Genomic DNA, 15,080 nt, shown 5'->3' on the forward strand with positions numbered 1-15,080 from the left:
TATTTACTTGTTGCCCTGAGCGGCAACAGCAGCAGCACCTGCAGCTGCAGCTTCCGGATCCAGGTAGGTGCCACCCGGGTTCAAAACCTTGCCCTCAGCATCAAAATCGTAAACCAGCGGGATACCGGTCGGGATGTTCAGAGCGGCAATGTCCTCGTCCGAGATGTTGTCCAGGTGCTTGACCAGTGCACGCAGCGAGTTACCGTGAGCTGCCACCATGACAGTCTCACCGGCCTTCAGACGCGGCAGGATTTCCTCTTCAAAGTAAGGAATGAAACGCTTGACGACGTCCAGGAGGCACTCCGTGCGCGGAACCTCATCCAGGTTGGCATAACGCGGGTCATTAGCCTGCGAGAACTCGCTGTCATCCGACAGCTCCGGCGGCGGAGTGTCGTAAGAGCGACGCCAGGACATGAACTGGTCCTCGCCGTACTTCTCCTTGGTCTCTGCCTTGTTCAGACCCTGCAGAGCACCGTAGTGGCGCTCGTTCAGACGCCAGTCACGGATAACCGGAATCCACACCAGGTCAGCGGTATCCAGGGCAATGTGTGCGGTGTTAATTGCGCGACGCAGCAGCGACGTGTAGAGCACCTGCGGCTTCAGGTCTGCCTCTACGAGCAGCTCACCGGCACGTACTGCCTCAGCGCGGCCCTTGTCGGTCAGTGCAACGTCGACCCAGCCCGTGAACTGGTTGGATGCGTTCCACTCACTCTGGCCATGACGGACAAGAATCAGTTTTCCATTGCTCATACCCCCAATTGTGCCCCAAAACTGGACAGCCCGCCGTTCGTTGCCCCGCTATGTGGGTTACTACCCCCGGCTACTCAACCATGTGGCGGAACTGCTCCAGATTGGCCAGGTTTTCCCCGCGGTCAACCCGCCACTCCCACTCGCGCTTAATGGCCGATGCAAAGCCGCGTTCGAGGATCTGGTTGAAGTCCCCATCGGCCGTCTCCAGCAGCTGACCAAGGAGGCGATCGAGGTCATCGTCGGAAAGCTGAGCCGGCAGTTGACCAACCAGGTAGATGTCGCCTGCGGCGTCAATGGTGTAACCGATGCCGAACAGACGACGATTGCGCTGCAGCAACCACTTGTAGACGGCCTCGTGGTTTTCTTCGACAGCGCGACAAACGAAGGCTTCGACACGCAGGGAGTCAGGCGCCGGGATGAGACCAACGACGGTCTTTAGCTTCTTCTTACCAGGCAGAACCACCACGGCGGCATTGTCGGCAATGCCATGCTCAACACCGAGACGTTCTAGCTGCTCACCGAGGAATTTCAGCAGTCCTTGGATGTCCGTGCTCATCGTGAATCATCTCCCTGTTTATGTGGCTACGGCCCTGGCGATTCTGAAGCTAACGAAACCTACCGAGAGCCACCCGCATCCCGGATAGAGCCGGGACAATTTTCCTTTTGGAGTTCGGTTCGATGATAGACATCGGCCAACCGATCCACGGTCTTTTGCCAGGAAAACTCCAAGGAGTGCTCGCGCGCCTGGGTGGCCAACTTAATGCGCAACTCGTCGTCCTCCACCAGGCGACCGAGGGCATCGGCCCAGGCTGCGGGCTCGTGACCGTCGACAAGCAAACCGCTGACCCCATCGTCGACAGCGATGGAGAGCCCGCCAACATTCGCCGCGACAACGGGAGTGCCGGTGGCCTGAGCCTCCATCGCCACCAACCCGAAAGTTTCGTTGTAGCTGGGCACGGCGACGATGTCTGCGGCCTGGTAGAGCTTCGCCAGGTCCTGCGGCGGGCGTGGGGGCATGAAACGGACTAGGTGATCGATCCCCTCTTCCGCGGCGAGATTGGTGAACTCGTCGGGCGCGTGCACCCCAGAACCGGACAGGCCACCGCAGATAATCACTCGGACATTAGTGGCGGGATAGCGACGCATGAGCTCGCCAACACCGCGCAGCAATACCTGCGGCCCCTTCAGCCGCTGCAGCCTACCAACGAACAAAATGACCTTAGTGTGCAACGGGATGCCCAGCTCACGACGGGACCGCTCGGTGGCACGATCGCTGCCCGGCGAAAAGAGCTCCACGTCCACCCCGGGCGGCACGACATTGATGCGCCACGGGTCGGCATCGTGGAGATCCGCGAGCTGCTTAGCTTCGGCATCTGTATTGACGATGAGCCGGCATGCATTGTCCACAATCTGCTGCTCACAAATACGACGCGATTCAGGCTCTGGCGTATCCCCCTCTGCTAGATGGAGGTTCTTCACCGCCGCCAGCGTGTGCGCCGTGTGCACAAACGGAATATCAAGCAAATCCGACAGCAACCACCCCACCTGGCCAGAGAGCCAGTAGTGCGAATGAATCAGGTCGTATTCAATCCCCTGTTTGCGGGCGAACTCAATAACCCCGCCAGCAAAAGCCGGCATCTGCGTAGCCAGGTCTGACTTCTCCAGCCCCTCATATGGGCCAGCCACTATGTTGATGACACGGAAATTCTCACTGACCTGAATCACCGGTCCATCGCTGGAACGCGTGGCGCGAGTGAAAACATCCACCTTCACACCGCGTCGCGCCGACTCCTCGCAGGTGCGCAGCACGTAGACATTCATGCCGCCAGCGTCACCGATGCCCGGTTGCTCCAGCGGAGAGGTATGCATGGAGATCATCGCGATGCGGTTCGGCCACGCCGGGGTATTAGAGGTGGTGCTTGGGGTGGCTGCGTCTGCGCCCTCCGTTGCCGCCGGAAATATTTCGCTCATACTGCCCAGAGTGCCTATGCCAGGGGCAACCCCGCAAATGAGTACCTCAAATACGTGTATAGGAATTCCGGCATCGCAGTGCGACGTAGGGCACAATAGAGGTCGATACCTACTACGTCGTAGGTTATTATCACCTCACGACATAGTCAGGCGATAAACAAAACTTTAGGAGGACCCCATGGCCGATACATCCAGCTCACACGCTGCAAATGACTCTGCCCCAGCTCACGGTTCCACACCCAACGCTGCGGCCTCCAAGGCCTGGCTGAACCTGTATCCGGAGTGGACCCCACCCCACATCGACTACAACTTCGACACCCTCCTAGATGTCTACCGCCACACTCTGAGCAACCACCCGCGCCGCAAGGCACTGACCTTCTTCGGTCGCTCTACCTCCTATGCCGAACTGGATGCCAAGGTTCGCAGCGTTGCCGCCGGCCTGCGCGCACTCGGTGTACGCAAAGGCGATCGCGTGGCACTGCTCATGCCGAACTGCCCGCAGCACGTCATCGCCTACTGGGCAGTTCTGCATCTCGGCGCTGTTGCCGTAGAGCACAACCCCCTCTACACCGCCCACGAGCTGCGCCATCCGTTCAACGACCACGGTGCCCGCTTTGCCATCTGCTGGGACAAGATCGTCCCCGTACTTGAAGACCTTCGCAGCAACACCCCGCTCGAGACCATCATTGCGGTCAACATGCTGCAGGATCTGCCGTTTGTCATGCGCACCGCCCTGTCAATCCCGCTGCCGAAACTCCGCGCCGCCCGCGCTAAGCTGCATTCCTCCGCACCGCAGGTCATGGGTTTTGATGCTTTGCTTCACGACGCCGTCGGCGGAGACGGCCACGACCTCCAGGCCGATGAGTCCATCACTGCCGATGACACTGCAGTGATGATGTACACCTCTGGCACCACGGGCTCGCCGAAGGGCGCGCAGCTGAGCCACCGCGGGCTGGTCGCCAACATTCTGCAGGGTAAGGCCTGGGTACCGGGCCTTGGCAAGGAGCGGGAAATCTCCCTAGGCATCCTGCCGATGTTCCACGCCTACGGCCTGACCATTGTCACTAACTTGTCCATGCTGATTGGCGCTGAACTGGTGCTGGTGCCGGCACCGGAGATTCCGCTGATTATGAAGGTGATGAAGAACAATCGCCCGACATGGGTTCCTGGTGTGCCGACCCTCTACGAGAAAATTGTCGAAGCCGCCGAGCGCGATAATGTCGACCTCTCCGGCGTGAAGTTCGCCTTCTGTGGTGCCGCTACCCTGCCGGTTTCCCTCGTGCAGAAGTGGGAGAAACTCACTGGCGGTCGCCTTGTCGAGGGCTACGGTCTCACCGAAACCTCACCGATTATCGTCGGCAACCCGATGGACGGTAACCGCCGCCCGGGCTACGTTGGCCTGCCTTTCCCTGACACCGAGGTCGCCATCGTTGACCCCGATGACCCCACCAAGCTCCGCGCTGACGGCGAGGAGGGCGAGGTCATCGTCCGAGGCCCACAGGTTTTCGCCGGTTATCTCAACCTCCCGGAAGCAACGGAGAAGTCCTTTACCGATGGGCCGGCTGAGCTTCCCGCTGGCGACCGTTGGTACCGCACCGGCGATGTCGGAGTCATGGAGTCGGACGGCTTCATCAAGCTGGTTGCCCGCATCAAGGAGGTCATCATCACCGGTGGCTTCAATGTCTACCCGGCCGAGGTCGAGGAAGTACTACTCTCCCACCCGGACATCACCGATGCCACGGTTGTCGGCCTGCCAAAGAGCGACGGCTCCGAGATGGTCGTAGCCGCCATCACTCTTGCTGACTACGCCCGACTGGATTCCGATGCCTACCGCGACCACTGCTACGACAACCTGACCCGGTACAAAGTGCCGCGCGCATTCTTCCACCTGGAGGAACTGCCGCGTGACCAGATGGGCAAGGTCCGCCGCCGGGACGTCCGCGACGTGCTACTCAAGCAGCTGGAGCAGAAGGGCCAGAGCGTCGATTCGCTTTCCCACCGCAAGTCCCATTAGTTCACGGTGGTTTTGTAGTTGGGATAGGGGCCTGAGTAGAGCTGGCCCCTATCCCCATAAGGCGGATCCCCGCCCCCAGACTTAGTGACTAGGTTTATGGCAAAAAATTGCGAGTGAATGCAATTCACGTGTCATAAACCTAGTCACTTTCTCTATCCCCGCCCATTGACAGAAGGCCCGGGAGCGCAAGCTGAGGACTACCCAGCGGTTCTGTCAGCCCCAGCGGCCCCATCAGTCACGCCAGCCTCTCCAGCCCGGCTCCCCCTGGCCATCAGCCACCCGCCGCGGGCCTAATCGATGCTCACGCCGACCCACACCGGCTCGGGCACCAGGGTCACGCCGAATGCCTTTTCCACACCAGCGCGCACATCGCGTGCCAAAGCCACCAAGTCGGCAGCGGTCGTCGGCGCACCATCGCCGGACATCCCGCGGTTGGTCAGTGCCAGGGTGTGCTTAGTCGACAGTCGTGCGGGCGCACCGTCACCGGGGTAGCCCTTGGGGAACCCGGCGCGCTCGATAAGCCACGCCGCCGAGAGCTTCACGGCCCCCTCGTGGCCGGGGCCAGCGGGGAAAGCGGGCATATTCGCGGCCTCATCGGTCCCACGCAGCGCGGCAACCTTTGCACGCACGGTCTCCACCGAGTTCTCCGGAATGATCGGGTTGGTAAAGAAAGAACCCGCCGACCAGGTATCGCGGTCAGCATATTCGAGAACCATGCCCTTGCCCCGGCGCAGCTCAAGCACCTTTTCGCGCACCAGCTCAGCCGGCCTGCGAATCTCGCCAGCCGCAGCCTCGGCCTCGTCGACGCCCAGGCGCCGCGCCAGTTCGCCATAGCGAAGTGGCGCGGACATCCCATCCACGCTGAGCTCGAACCGCACGGCCAGCACCACTGCCCGTGCGGTGAACTTCAGGTTCGAGTAGCGGTAGGAAAGGTCGAGGGACTCCGGTTCCACCCACTCGACCGAGCCGGTTGCGCGATCGTAAAGCTGCACCGCGTCCAGAACCTGCGATACCTCAGCACCGTAGGCACCAACATTTTGCACCGGCGTGGCTCCGGCCGATCCCGGAATACCCGACAGGCATTCCAGGCCGCCAAAACCGGCGTCGACACTCATCTCCACGACCTCGTCCCAGACTGCACCGGCCTCGGCCTCCACGATTGCCGACACGGACTCCAACCCGTGTCCGCGAGTGCTCATGGTCACGTTGTCAGCCTCAATCACCACAGCCACCAGCGGCTCGAGTTCATCGGCTACCACCAGGTTGGATCCGCCTCCCACGATGAGGAGGGGCACGTTAGCGTCGTCAAGCGTGCGTACAACATCGACCACAGCGTCCGTCGTGCTACACCGGACGACGGCACGCGGCACCCCGCCGAGGCGGAGCGTCGTCAGATCCGAGAAAGCGGTACGCGTGCTGAGCTCCACCCCCTCTAGCCCCGCAAGCCCATCGATGGCTTCTTCCATGTCGGAGGTCAGGTGAATTGGGTTCGGCGATTGGTCGAGATTTTCCACGCCCCTAGCGTAGTGCAAGTTACGTATCATCAAGCGCATGACTACGACTAACACGCACACCGTCAACTTCGACCAGCCGATTGAGAAGGTCTACGAGGCCCTCACCGACGCCGGTTTCTGGGAGAAGGTCGCAAACCGTTTCTCGGCAGCTGACGGCAAGGTGGAAAAGTTCGAGACCACCGACGCTGGCACCACCGTCGTGATTCGCCAGACCGTCGCTGCCGACAAGATTCCGGCGCAGGCGCAGAAGTTCGTTAAGTCCGGGGTCGGCATGACGCGCACGTTCGTCATCAGCCCGCTTAACGACGACGGCGCGACCTCCACCGTGACCACAGAAGCTTCGGGCGTACCGGCATCCTTCAGTGCGTCCCAGAAGCTCACCGCCCAGGGCGAAGGTGCAGTGCTGACCACCAACTCCGAGTTCGCCATCAACGTGCCGCTGCTCGGTGGCAAGCTCGAGGAGAAGGCCGCTCCGTACCTGGAGCGCGTCCTCAACGCTGAGACCGCGGTACTGGCGGACTACGTCGCTAAGTAGGTTGCGCACCGGGGGGGCACCGGGGAAGGGTTTGCCACGCTTGCCGGGCTCCCCGGCGGATACCTGGCGAAGATAGGTGGTAGCGACGGAGCCGTCGTTAAGCAAGACTGGGAACCATGAGTTCTGCTAAACGCTCTTCGAGCGTCAAAGTCCTGCCCACCGTCCTCGGTGTCATCATCGTGGTGGCGCTTATTGCGATTGCCGGCGAAATCGGCGTCCGGATGTTCGTGAGCAAGGAGATTTCCGACGGTTACCGCACCTCCGCCGAGGAGCGTGGTGCGACGGTCACTGAGGACCCCAAGGTTTCTTTCGGCACCCGCCCGATGCTGCTCGCCTTGGCCACGAAGTCCGTGCCCTCGATGGATCTGTCCACTCCGAACACACTGGAGGTCAAGAACCCGGAGGCGCTGGGTGGCGCACCGGAGATCAACGGTGACCCGGCAGCGGAAGTGCACCTGGAAAACGTGGATCTGAGCAATCGCGCGGATCCGACGGCAGAGTCGCTGCGAGTAGATGTCACGATCCCACCTCAGCTGCTGCAGGCGCTGATTAACCGGGAAAGCGGTGTACGCGCTTCCACGATTACGCCGCTGCCAGACGAAGGCCTTTTCAACATTGAATTCGCCTCCGGATTTGCGACCTCCAAGTTCCGCCCGATTGCCAACGGCGGTCATATCGAAATCAACCTGGAGGGCGGCTCAATCCTCGGCTTAAACCTCGATGGCCTGGCCGGCTGGCTGGGAGAAGCGAGCGGTACGCTGTTGAGTTACGACATCGGCCACGGCATGCAGGTGGAGGAAGCGCACGTCACCGGGGAGGGCCTGGCGTTGACGCTGACGGGCGCAAATCTGCCTTTGTCGACCGTGAACGAACTTACCTTTAGCTAGCAGGTAAGATACCGAGAATGACTCGCTCTCTCATCACCGCAAAAAGCGGTACTCCCACCGAGCGCCAGTACATCTTCTCGCTCGGCTGTCCAGACCGTACCGGTATCGTTTCCACCCTGTCGACCTTCCTGTCCGACATTGGTGCGTGGATTACCGAGGCGGACTTTTTCTCCGACCCGGAGACCGGATGGTTTTTCACTCGCCAGGCGGTCCGCGCCGACGCGCTCGACCTGACTGTAGAAGAGCTGCGCGAGAAGTTCGCTGAGCTCATCGGTGATTGGGGCCCTGAGGTCCGCTGGAAGGTCACCGACAACGCTGTCCCGAAGCGCGCTGTCATCCTGGTGACCAAGGAAGGCCACTGCCTGCAGGATCTGCTCGGCCGCGTCGCACAGTCGGACTACCCGATGGAAATCGCTGCAGTAGTTGGCAACCACCGCGATCTGGAGCCACTGGTCGCAGCGTATGACATTCCTTTCCACCACGTGCCCTTCCCCAAGGATGCCGTCGGCAAGCGTAAGGCATTCGATGAGGTCGCCGAGATTGTCGACGCCGAAAACCCGGATGCCATCGTGCTCGCACGTTTCATGCAGATTCTGCCGCCGGATCTGTGCGAGAAGTGGGAAGGCCGCGCGATTAATATCCACCACAGCTTCCTGCCGTCGTTCATGGGCGCGCGCCCGTATCTGCAGGCTTATCGACGTGGTGTGAAGCTCATCGGTGCCACCTGCCACTACGCCACTGAGGACCTCGACGATGGTCCGATTATTGAGCAGGACGTCATGCGTGTCTCCCACAAGTACACCGCTGCGGACATGCAGCGTGAAGGTCGCGATGCGGAGAAGCAGGTCCTCGCCCGCGGTTTGCGCTGGCACCTGGAGGATCGTGTGCAGGTTTACGGCAACCGCACCGTGGTGTTCCAGTAGGTTTTCAGGGAACCAGCCCCAAAAAAAGAAAGTGTCTGGGGTTATGACAAAATAACCGGGTTTTTCACCCAGAAACTGTCATAAACCCAGACACTTTCTCAGTAGTGCAGCCTAGCACCCGCCCGGGACTAATAACCGCCCTGAGCGTTCGACAAAATGTCCTTGATCTGTGGGCGGACATCCAACCAGTAAATACCCGTGATGACTAGCCCGGCAATCAGCGGGATGCCCAGCATTGCCCAGCCCAGCCACGGCAGGAGCAGGAAGATAGCCGAACCGACCAGCATGCCGGCCCAGACGTTGCGGCTCTTGCGGTCTGCAGCGTCAAAGGCATCCGCGCGGGTGGTGATGACAAGCACCGCACCGATTAGCGCCAAGATGCCGATGACAAACGGAATGGCGAACTGAAACAGGACGTCCACATAGACGGAAATCGCCATTAGCGGCGAGTCCGCAAGACTGGGCAAAGATGGTAACAGGCGCACCGGGGGAACAACTCCTTTAACAGGGATGCATTGCTTTTTACATGCTAACGCACACCGTCTGATGTGCTGGGTTGTGCTGCTAAATAGCCCCAAACACCAAGGTCGACAGGGTGTAAATGGCCAAACCGGCCAGTGATCCGACAACTGTGCCGTTAACGCGAATGAACTGCAGATCGCGACCGACCATCAGTTCAATCTTGTCGGAAGCTTCATCGGCATCCCAACGCTCGACGGTCTCGGAAATGATCGAGGTAATCTCGCCCGCGTAATTATCAGCGATGAAGACGACAGCCGCTTCCAAACGGCGGTCCATTCGTTTGCGCAACTCAGGATCAGACTGGATCCGCTCGCCGTAGCGGGCGGCCGTTTCCGAGACCTTCCGACGGAGCAGGGAGTCCGGGTCGCGGGCAGCGTCGACAAGCTTTGCGGATGTTGATGCCCAAATCTTCGCCGGCGCCTGTGTGACGGCGGCGGACGAAAGAATGTCAGTCTTAATTTCTTCGACCTTGGCGATGGTCTTCTCGTCGTTCTGCAAGTCTATGGCGAGCTGCGTGAGGAAGCGGTGGAGTGCCAGGCGCGCGTCGTGCTTAGAGTCATGCTGCACCTGCCAGGTCCAATCAACCAACTCGCGATAGACCTTGTCGCCGATGAGATCGTTGACAAAGCTCGGTGCCCAGGATGGGGCGCGCTCTCCGACGAGGCGGTCGATAAGCTTCTGCGAGCCCAGCGACTTCCGGTGCAGCCACTCAGCCATCTGCTGGACGATGGGCTCGGTGCGCCCCTCTTCAATCAGCTGCTCGAGAACCTTACCCGCTGGTGGCCCCCACTCCGGAGCTGCAACTTCGTCGATGACTGCTGACTTCAGCACTGCGGCGGCATCGTCGGGATTAATCGCCTCCAGCACATTTCCGGTGAACTTACCGACCTCTGCTGACACTTTGTCGGCGTTTCCCGGCGCTACCAGCCATTCGCCGATACGCTCAGGGAGCTCGGCCTTACGCACCTTGTCCACAATCAAAGCGGGGTTCAGGAAGTTGTCTCCGACGAACTGCGCCAGGGACTCACCGACCTGGTCCTTCTTACGGCGGACGATAGCGGTGTGTGGGATAGGAATGCCGAGCGGGTGGCGGAACAGAGCTACGACTGCGAACCAGTCGGCGAGGGCACCGACCATGCCGGCCTCAGAAGCAGCGCGAACGTAGCCCACCCACGCGGGCACAACTTCGCCTGCGGATAAGTGTGAAGACTCAATACCGCGGCATGTGAAATACACAGCGGTTGCGATGACCAGAAGCATTGTAGCGAAAGCCTTGGCCTTACGCAGTTGCGCACGTTTTTCCGCTTCAACCTCAGGTGATGGCCCGGGAACTTCAAGACGGTCCGAGACCGTATCTACAGCTGCCGGGAGCTTAGCGGGGTTGTTATCCATGTGTATAGATTAGGCGCCGAAAACGCGAAAATGCCACCGCGCCGCAGTCCGCTGTTGGTGAGAGAGGTACTTCCCAGTACTTCCCCACCCCAGCACACTGTGCACAGTGGCATCAACTGTGGAGGTGCTAGTTCAAAAGGCTAGCGTTGCATCCGCCTAGAGGCGAGCCCCTTTAAACTGGGGCAAGCCTTTAGTGGTGAGTGCCGAATTCCTTTCGGTAAGCCTTGTAGTCACGACGACCGATGGAGATGCAGGCCACACCCGCAATAACCATAACCAGTGCGACTACCAGGCCAGCCCACATGAACACGCTGCCGTCGAAGTTCCAACCACCGGTGTAGTCGGTGTAGTTGGCGGCATCCTTAGCCAGGAAACCGTTGCTGTGAGAGGCAGCAGTCTGGTCGGCAAAAACGGTCGTTGCGAGACCGAAAATGAAGGTACCCCAAGCCGCCAGAGAGGCGAGAATGAGACCCATGCCAATCCAGGTAATGCTCTTGTGAAGCGAGGAGTATTCGGCATTCATGCTCTGAGGCACGTAACCGTCGACGAAGTGCTCTTCGCCCTGGTAACGCTTGACTGCATTCGCCATAATCTATGTCCCTTCTGGAAAACTCTAATCGAGAAAGAGTCTAGTCGTCCTTACCGCGGAAGAACGAACGAGCTCGTTCCTTGGTGACGGCGGCAACCGCAGTCAGCGGGATACCTGCCGGGCAGACGTCAGCACATTCACCATAGAGGGAGCACGGACCGAAGGTGCCTTCGACCTCGTCAACCATCTTGCGGGCACGCTTGCCACGCTCTTCCTTACCCAGCGGGACCAGGGAAAGGTGAACCAGCTTTGCGCCGGTGAACAGGTGTGCAGCACCGTTCGGGCAAGCTGCGACACAAGCACCACAGCCGATGCAGGCTGCGTGGTCAAGTGCGAACTCAGCGGTCTCGTGGTTCAGGTGCAGAGTATCTGCATCCGGAGCGGTACCAGCGTTGATGGAGACGTAGCCACCCTGCTCGAGGACACGGTCCAGAGCGGAGCGGTCAACGACCATGTCCTTGACGACCGGGTATGCGGCGGAGCGCATCGGCTCAATCTTCAGGGTGTCACCATCGCTGAACTGGTGCAGGCGCTGCTGACAGGTCGGGGTGTTCTGGCCCGGGCCGTGCGGACGACCGTTGACGTTCAGACCACAGGTACCACAAATACCCTCACGGCAGTCAGATGCGAACGCGAACGGCTCCTTGCCGGACTCGACGTACTTGGAGTTGACGTGGTCAAGCAGCTCCAGGATCGACATCTCTGCGACGGCGTCGTCAACGTCAACGGATTCAAAGTGTCCCTCGACGTTCGGACCTGCTTGGCGCCAGATTTCAAGGTGCAGTTTCATTACTTGTAGTTCCTTGTCATGAGCGGGACGGCTTCGAAGGTGAGCGGCTCGGCGTGGCGAATGAATTCGTGACCGGACTGATCCCATGCAGGACCATTGTTGCCTCGCTCCCATGCGGAAACGAAGCACCAGTTAGCGTCATCGCGCTCTGCCTCGCCATCTTCGGAGATGTGGTCATCGCGGTAGTGAGCACCGCAGGACTCATCGCGGTCGAGGGCGTCGACACACATGAGCTCACCGAGGTCGATGTAGTCAGCAACACGGTTAGCGTACTCGAGCTGCTGGTTCATCTCATTCGGCTCACCCGGGATGAACAGGTCAGACCAGAATGCCTTACGCAGTTCGCGGATCTCCTCGATACCACGAGCCAGGTCTTCCTTGTTACGGGCCACACCACAGTCGCGGTAGAGAATCTCACCGAGCTGGCGGTGGAAGTACTCAGCGCCGTGCTTACCCTGGATGCTCATCAGCTTGTCCAGGCGAGCCTGAGCGCGGTCCAGTGCTTCCTTGGCCTCCGGGGCATCCTCAGCCAGGCGGTCGGTACCGAGCAGCGGGCCAAGGTAGTTCGGAATGGTGAACGGCAGGGTGAACCAACCGTCGACCGAACCGGACAGCAGGGAGTTTGCACCCAGGCGGTTTGCACCGTGGTAGGTCCAGGATGCCTCGCCACCGGTGAACAGACCCGGGATGGAGGTCATCTGGTTGAAGTCAGACCACAGACCACCCATGGTGAAGTGGCAGGTCGGAGCAATGCGCATCGGAACCTTGTACGGGTCCTCACCGATTGCCTCTTCGTACATCTGAATCAGGTTCGAGTAGCGTTCCTTGATGACCGGCTGGCCCAGGCGCTCAATTGCGTCACGCAGATCCAGGTAGACGGAGTTCTTCAGCGGACCAACACCGTAGCCGGCGTTAATCTGCTGAGAGTTGGCACGGGAAGCGACGTCACGCGGGACGAGGTTACCGAATGCCGGGTAGCGACGCTCCAGGAAGTAGTCGCGCTCGTCCTCCGGGATGTCGTTGGCCGGGCGCTCGTCGCCCTTCTTCTTCGGGGTCCAAATACGTGCGTCGTTACGCAGGGACTCGGACATCAGAATGGTCTTCGACTGCCAGTGCGCGTTGACCGGAAGACCGGTCGGGTGGAACTGGATGAAGGACGGGGATGCGAAGTAAGCACCCTGGTCGTATGCACGCATGATGGCCGAAGCGTTGGAGTTCTTGGCCAGCGTGGACATGTGGTAGACGTTGCCGTAACCGCCGGTAGCCAGAATAACTGCGTGAGCAGTGTGAACGGTCAGCTCACCATTGATGAGGTTACGCATGATGGCACCCTGGCAACGGCCGTCGGCGACGATGATGTCAACCAGCTCGTTGTGGGTGAAGATCTCGACGTTGCCGAGACCAATCTGGCGCTGCAGAGCCGAGGTAGTCGACAGCTGCAGCTGCTGACCCGTCTGACCACGGGTGTAGTACGTACGGGAGACCTGCACACCACCGAAGGAACGGGTTGCCAGGGTACCGCCGTACTCGCGAGCGAACGGAGCACCAATTGCATTCAGGTGGTCGATGACGCGGACGGACTCGACAGCCAGACGCCAGCAGTCGTTCTCGCGGCAGCGGTAGTCGCCGCCCTTAACGGTGTCCTTGACGTGGCGGTAAGCGCCGTCGTTGTCGACCTTCTTACCGCGAGCGGAGTTGACACCACCCTGTGCAGCAATGGAGTGCGCACGGCGCGGAGCGTCGTGGTAGGTGAAAACCTGCACGTCGTAACCGAGCTCACCGAGGGCAGCAGCGGCAGCGCCACCAGCCAGGCCGGTACCGACGACCATGACGCGGAACTTACGACGGTTCAGCGGCGAAACCAGGTTGGCGTGATCCTTCTGGTACTGCCAGTGGTCCTTCATGGAGACCTTGTCACCCGGGGAGTTATCGGACAGAACCTTGCCGATCTTGACCCCGTCGACAACGCTTTCCGGCGCGCGGAAGTCCGCAGCGACGGTTGCTTCAGTGTTAGTCATAGTAAATTTCCTCCTCGACCTACGAGACCAGACCGGTCAGGACGGCGACTGGGATGAAGATGTTGCCGACAACAACCAGCAGCGGCAGCAGGCCGGACAGGAACAGCAGAACCTTGCGCCAGCGCTTACCGGTGATACCGAGGTCGGAAGTAGCAGTCCACAGACCGTGGGACAGGTGCAGCAGCAGAGCGAGCTGCGCAATGATGTACCAAACAACAACACCCGGACGCGAGAAGGACGCAATCACGTTCTGGTACGCCTCACCGTGCTCGAAAGAAGACGGAGCAACGCCAGCACCGATGGTCAGGTCCAGCAGGTGGAAGATGATGAAGGCCAGCAGCACGATGCCGGTGATCACCATCGAACGTGCAGTAAAGGTGTTCCAGCTGGACACCATGCCCTGACGGCGGAACTTGCCGCGGGACTGCTTAGCACGTGCAGCCAGGGTGAGGCCACCGAAAATGTGCAGGACAATAGCTACCAGCAGGACAATGCGGAAAATCCACAGAATGCCCTCGTTCGGAACTGCCGGAGCACCGACAGTGCGCAGGAAGGTCGCGTATGCGTTGAAATCTTCCGCGCCAGCGAAAATTTTCAGGTTACCCAGCATGTGGACAATAACGAAGAGGCCAAACAGCACGCCAGTGACGGCCATGGTCAGCTTCAGAGCCCATGAGGGGTATTTAGGCTGCTCGCGCAGCGGTTCTACATTAATTTTGCCGTGCGCGATTGCGTCACGGTTTGAACTTTTAACAGTCATGGCACCTCCAGTGTCATATTCACTCTAAAGTCACACAGCGCCTGGTAAACATTTTTCCCCCTTTTGGGTGGGGATTTTCACAGGTTACCTAGGGCTTTTCTCCGCCTTTTCTCAGGTTATCGCATTTTAGCCACTTCTGATGTCGTCGCTGTATAAATCCCCTTCCCCACCATAAAAACGCCCCTACCCCGACTTTTGCCGATTTTTCACCCGCCCAAACCAGCTAATAACGCAACATAAATAGCACGGAAATAAAAAACCGCCCACTTTTCTCAGGTGGACGGTTTTAATACTCAATAATTATGTTGCGAAATTCTTTATTTTTACCCCTGCCGAATTCCCCAAAGAACCCAAACAGCCACCCCCAACAGGCAATCCCCCCCCCATTGGCACCGTGTACAGCCGAAGCCGTCCG

General features: G+C 59.8%; 14 protein-coding genes. 4 read left to right on the forward strand and 10 right to left on the reverse strand.

Annotated features, from left to right (window positions below):
* Positions 1 to 3: 3 nt before the first annotated feature.
* The 3 genes from HMPREF2860_RS06790 to mshA form a co-directional block, all read right to left on the reverse strand.
* Positions 4 to 750, reverse strand: a complete 747-nt coding sequence (locus tag HMPREF2860_RS06790) for a phosphoglyceromutase (protein ID WP_038627529.1) — start codon at positions 748 to 750, stop codon at positions 4 to 6.
* Between the two features lie 70 nt (positions 751 to 820).
* A complete protein-coding gene (locus HMPREF2860_RS06795) occupies positions 821 to 1,306 on the reverse strand; it encodes a type III secretion system chaperone family protein (RefSeq protein WP_038627527.1) in 486 nt (161 codons plus the stop codon).
* Positions 1,307 to 1,365: 59 nt separating this feature from the next.
* Positions 1,366 to 2,628 (reverse strand): D-inositol-3-phosphate glycosyltransferase, encoded by a 1,263-nt coding sequence (gene mshA, locus HMPREF2860_RS06800; protein ID WP_210386753.1) that lies wholly within the window; start codon positions 2,626 to 2,628, stop codon positions 1,366 to 1,368.
* Between the two features lie 271 nt (positions 2,629 to 2,899).
* On the opposite strand from mshA, the gene HMPREF2860_RS06805 reads away from it, so the two are divergent.
* Positions 2,900 to 4,735, forward strand: coding sequence for a long-chain-fatty-acid--CoA ligase (locus tag HMPREF2860_RS06805; protein ID WP_070628690.1), 1,836 nt, complete (start codon positions 2,900 to 2,902; stop codon positions 4,733 to 4,735).
* A gap of 290 nt (positions 4,736 to 5,025) precedes the next feature.
* Here the strand turns inward: HMPREF2860_RS06805 and HMPREF2860_RS06810 are convergent, their stop codons facing one another.
* Complete coding sequence (locus HMPREF2860_RS06810) at positions 5,026 to 6,201, reverse strand: UDP-N-acetylmuramate dehydrogenase (protein WP_070628798.1); 1,176 nt, start codon at positions 6,199 to 6,201, stop codon at positions 5,026 to 5,028.
* An 85-nt stretch (positions 6,202 to 6,286) separates the two neighbouring features.
* Here HMPREF2860_RS06810 and HMPREF2860_RS06815 point away from each other — a divergent pair, with 85 nt between their 5' ends.
* From HMPREF2860_RS06815 to purU, 3 genes are all read left to right on the forward strand, one after another.
* The gene (locus tag HMPREF2860_RS06815) at positions 6,287 to 6,784 is read left to right on the forward strand and encodes a DUF2505 domain-containing protein (protein WP_038627523.1); all 498 of its coding nucleotides are present in this window, start codon (positions 6,287 to 6,289) and stop codon (positions 6,782 to 6,784) included.
* Between the two features lie 116 nt (positions 6,785 to 6,900).
* Entirely contained in the window at positions 6,901 to 7,671 is a 771-nt protein-coding gene (locus HMPREF2860_RS06820) for an LmeA family phospholipid-binding protein (RefSeq protein WP_070566569.1), read from the forward strand.
* A 17-nt stretch (positions 7,672 to 7,688) separates the two neighbouring features.
* Positions 7,689 to 8,594: a formyltetrahydrofolate deformylase gene (purU, locus tag HMPREF2860_RS06825; protein ID WP_038627519.1), complete on the forward strand. Its 906-nt coding sequence runs from the start codon at positions 7,689 to 7,691 to the stop codon at positions 8,592 to 8,594.
* A gap of 128 nt (positions 8,595 to 8,722) precedes the next feature.
* On the opposite strand, the gene HMPREF2860_RS06830 is transcribed toward purU, so the two are convergent.
* The 6 genes from HMPREF2860_RS06830 to HMPREF2860_RS06855 form a co-directional block, all read right to left on the reverse strand.
* Positions 8,723 to 9,034: a DUF2516 family protein gene (locus HMPREF2860_RS06830; RefSeq protein WP_042388363.1), complete on the reverse strand. Its 312-nt coding sequence runs from the start codon at positions 9,032 to 9,034 to the stop codon at positions 8,723 to 8,725.
* A gap of 124 nt (positions 9,035 to 9,158) precedes the next feature.
* Entirely contained in the window at positions 9,159 to 10,508 is a 1,350-nt protein-coding gene (locus HMPREF2860_RS06835; protein WP_070560744.1) for a DUF445 domain-containing protein, read from the reverse strand.
* Positions 10,509 to 10,698: 190 nt separating this feature from the next.
* Complete coding sequence (locus tag HMPREF2860_RS06840) at positions 10,699 to 11,097, reverse strand: hypothetical protein (protein ID WP_038627515.1); 399 nt, start codon at positions 11,095 to 11,097, stop codon at positions 10,699 to 10,701.
* A gap of 40 nt (positions 11,098 to 11,137) precedes the next feature.
* Positions 11,138 to 11,887, reverse strand: coding sequence for a succinate dehydrogenase/fumarate reductase iron-sulfur subunit (locus HMPREF2860_RS06845; RefSeq protein WP_070560741.1), 750 nt, complete (start codon positions 11,885 to 11,887; stop codon positions 11,138 to 11,140).
* Positions 11,887 to 13,905: a fumarate reductase/succinate dehydrogenase flavoprotein subunit gene (locus HMPREF2860_RS06850; RefSeq protein WP_038627513.1), complete on the reverse strand. Its 2,019-nt coding sequence runs from the start codon at positions 13,903 to 13,905 to the stop codon at positions 11,887 to 11,889. Before HMPREF2860_RS06850 ends, HMPREF2860_RS06845 begins: the two co-directional genes overlap by 1 nt.
* A 19-nt stretch (positions 13,906 to 13,924) precedes the next feature.
* The gene (locus tag HMPREF2860_RS06855; RefSeq protein ID WP_038627511.1) at positions 13,925 to 14,665 is read right to left on the reverse strand and encodes a succinate dehydrogenase cytochrome b subunit; all 741 of its coding nucleotides are present in this window, start codon (positions 14,663 to 14,665) and stop codon (positions 13,925 to 13,927) included.
* Positions 14,666 to 15,080: the final 415 nt, after the last annotated feature.

The sequence above is a fragment of the Corynebacterium sp. HMSC064E10 genome (assembly GCF_001812505.1).
Classification (GTDB): Bacteria; Actinomycetota; Actinomycetes; order Mycobacteriales; family Mycobacteriaceae; genus Corynebacterium; species Corynebacterium amycolatum.

What these genes read in the sequence shown, in the direction of transcription:
- HMPREF2860_RS06790 (WP_038627529.1), bottom strand. Translation starts at nt 750, where the DNA reads ATGAGCAATGGAAAACTGATTCTTGTCCGTCATGGCCAGAGTGAGTGG.
- HMPREF2860_RS06795 (WP_038627527.1), bottom strand. Translation starts at nt 1,306, where the DNA reads ATGAGCACGGACATCCAAGGACTGCTGAAATTCCTCGGTGAGCAGCTA.
- mshA (WP_210386753.1), bottom strand. Translation starts at nt 2,628, where the DNA reads ATGATCTCCATGCATACCTCTCCGCTGGAGCAACCGGGCATCGGTGAC.
- HMPREF2860_RS06805 (WP_070628690.1), top strand. Translation starts at nt 2,900, where the DNA reads ATGGCCGATACATCCAGCTCACACGCTGCAAATGACTCTGCCCCAGCT.
- HMPREF2860_RS06810 (WP_070628798.1), bottom strand. Translation starts at nt 6,201, where the DNA reads ATGGAAGAAGCCATCGATGGGCTTGCGGGGCTAGAGGGGGTGGAGCTC.
- HMPREF2860_RS06815 (WP_038627523.1), top strand. Translation starts at nt 6,287, where the DNA reads ATGACTACGACTAACACGCACACCGTCAACTTCGACCAGCCGATTGAG.
- HMPREF2860_RS06820 (WP_070566569.1), top strand. Translation starts at nt 6,901, where the DNA reads ATGAGTTCTGCTAAACGCTCTTCGAGCGTCAAAGTCCTGCCCACCGTC.
- purU (WP_038627519.1), top strand. Translation starts at nt 7,689, where the DNA reads ATGACTCGCTCTCTCATCACCGCAAAAAGCGGTACTCCCACCGAGCGC.
- HMPREF2860_RS06830 (WP_042388363.1), bottom strand. Translation starts at nt 9,034, where the DNA reads ATGGCGATTTCCGTCTATGTGGACGTCCTGTTTCAGTTCGCCATTCCG.
- HMPREF2860_RS06835 (WP_070560744.1), bottom strand. Translation starts at nt 10,508, where the DNA reads ATGGATAACAACCCCGCTAAGCTCCCGGCAGCTGTAGATACGGTCTCG.
- HMPREF2860_RS06840 (WP_038627515.1), bottom strand. Translation starts at nt 11,097, where the DNA reads ATGGCGAATGCAGTCAAGCGTTACCAGGGCGAAGAGCACTTCGTCGAC.
- HMPREF2860_RS06845 (WP_070560741.1), bottom strand. Translation starts at nt 11,887, where the DNA reads ATGAAACTGCACCTTGAAATCTGGCGCCAAGCAGGTCCGAACGTCGAG.
- HMPREF2860_RS06850 (WP_038627513.1), bottom strand. Translation starts at nt 13,905, where the DNA reads ATGACTAACACTGAAGCAACCGTCGCTGCGGACTTCCGCGCGCCGGAA.
- HMPREF2860_RS06855 (WP_038627511.1), bottom strand. Translation starts at nt 14,665, where the DNA reads ATGACTGTTAAAAGTTCAAACCGTGACGCAATCGCGCACGGCAAAATT.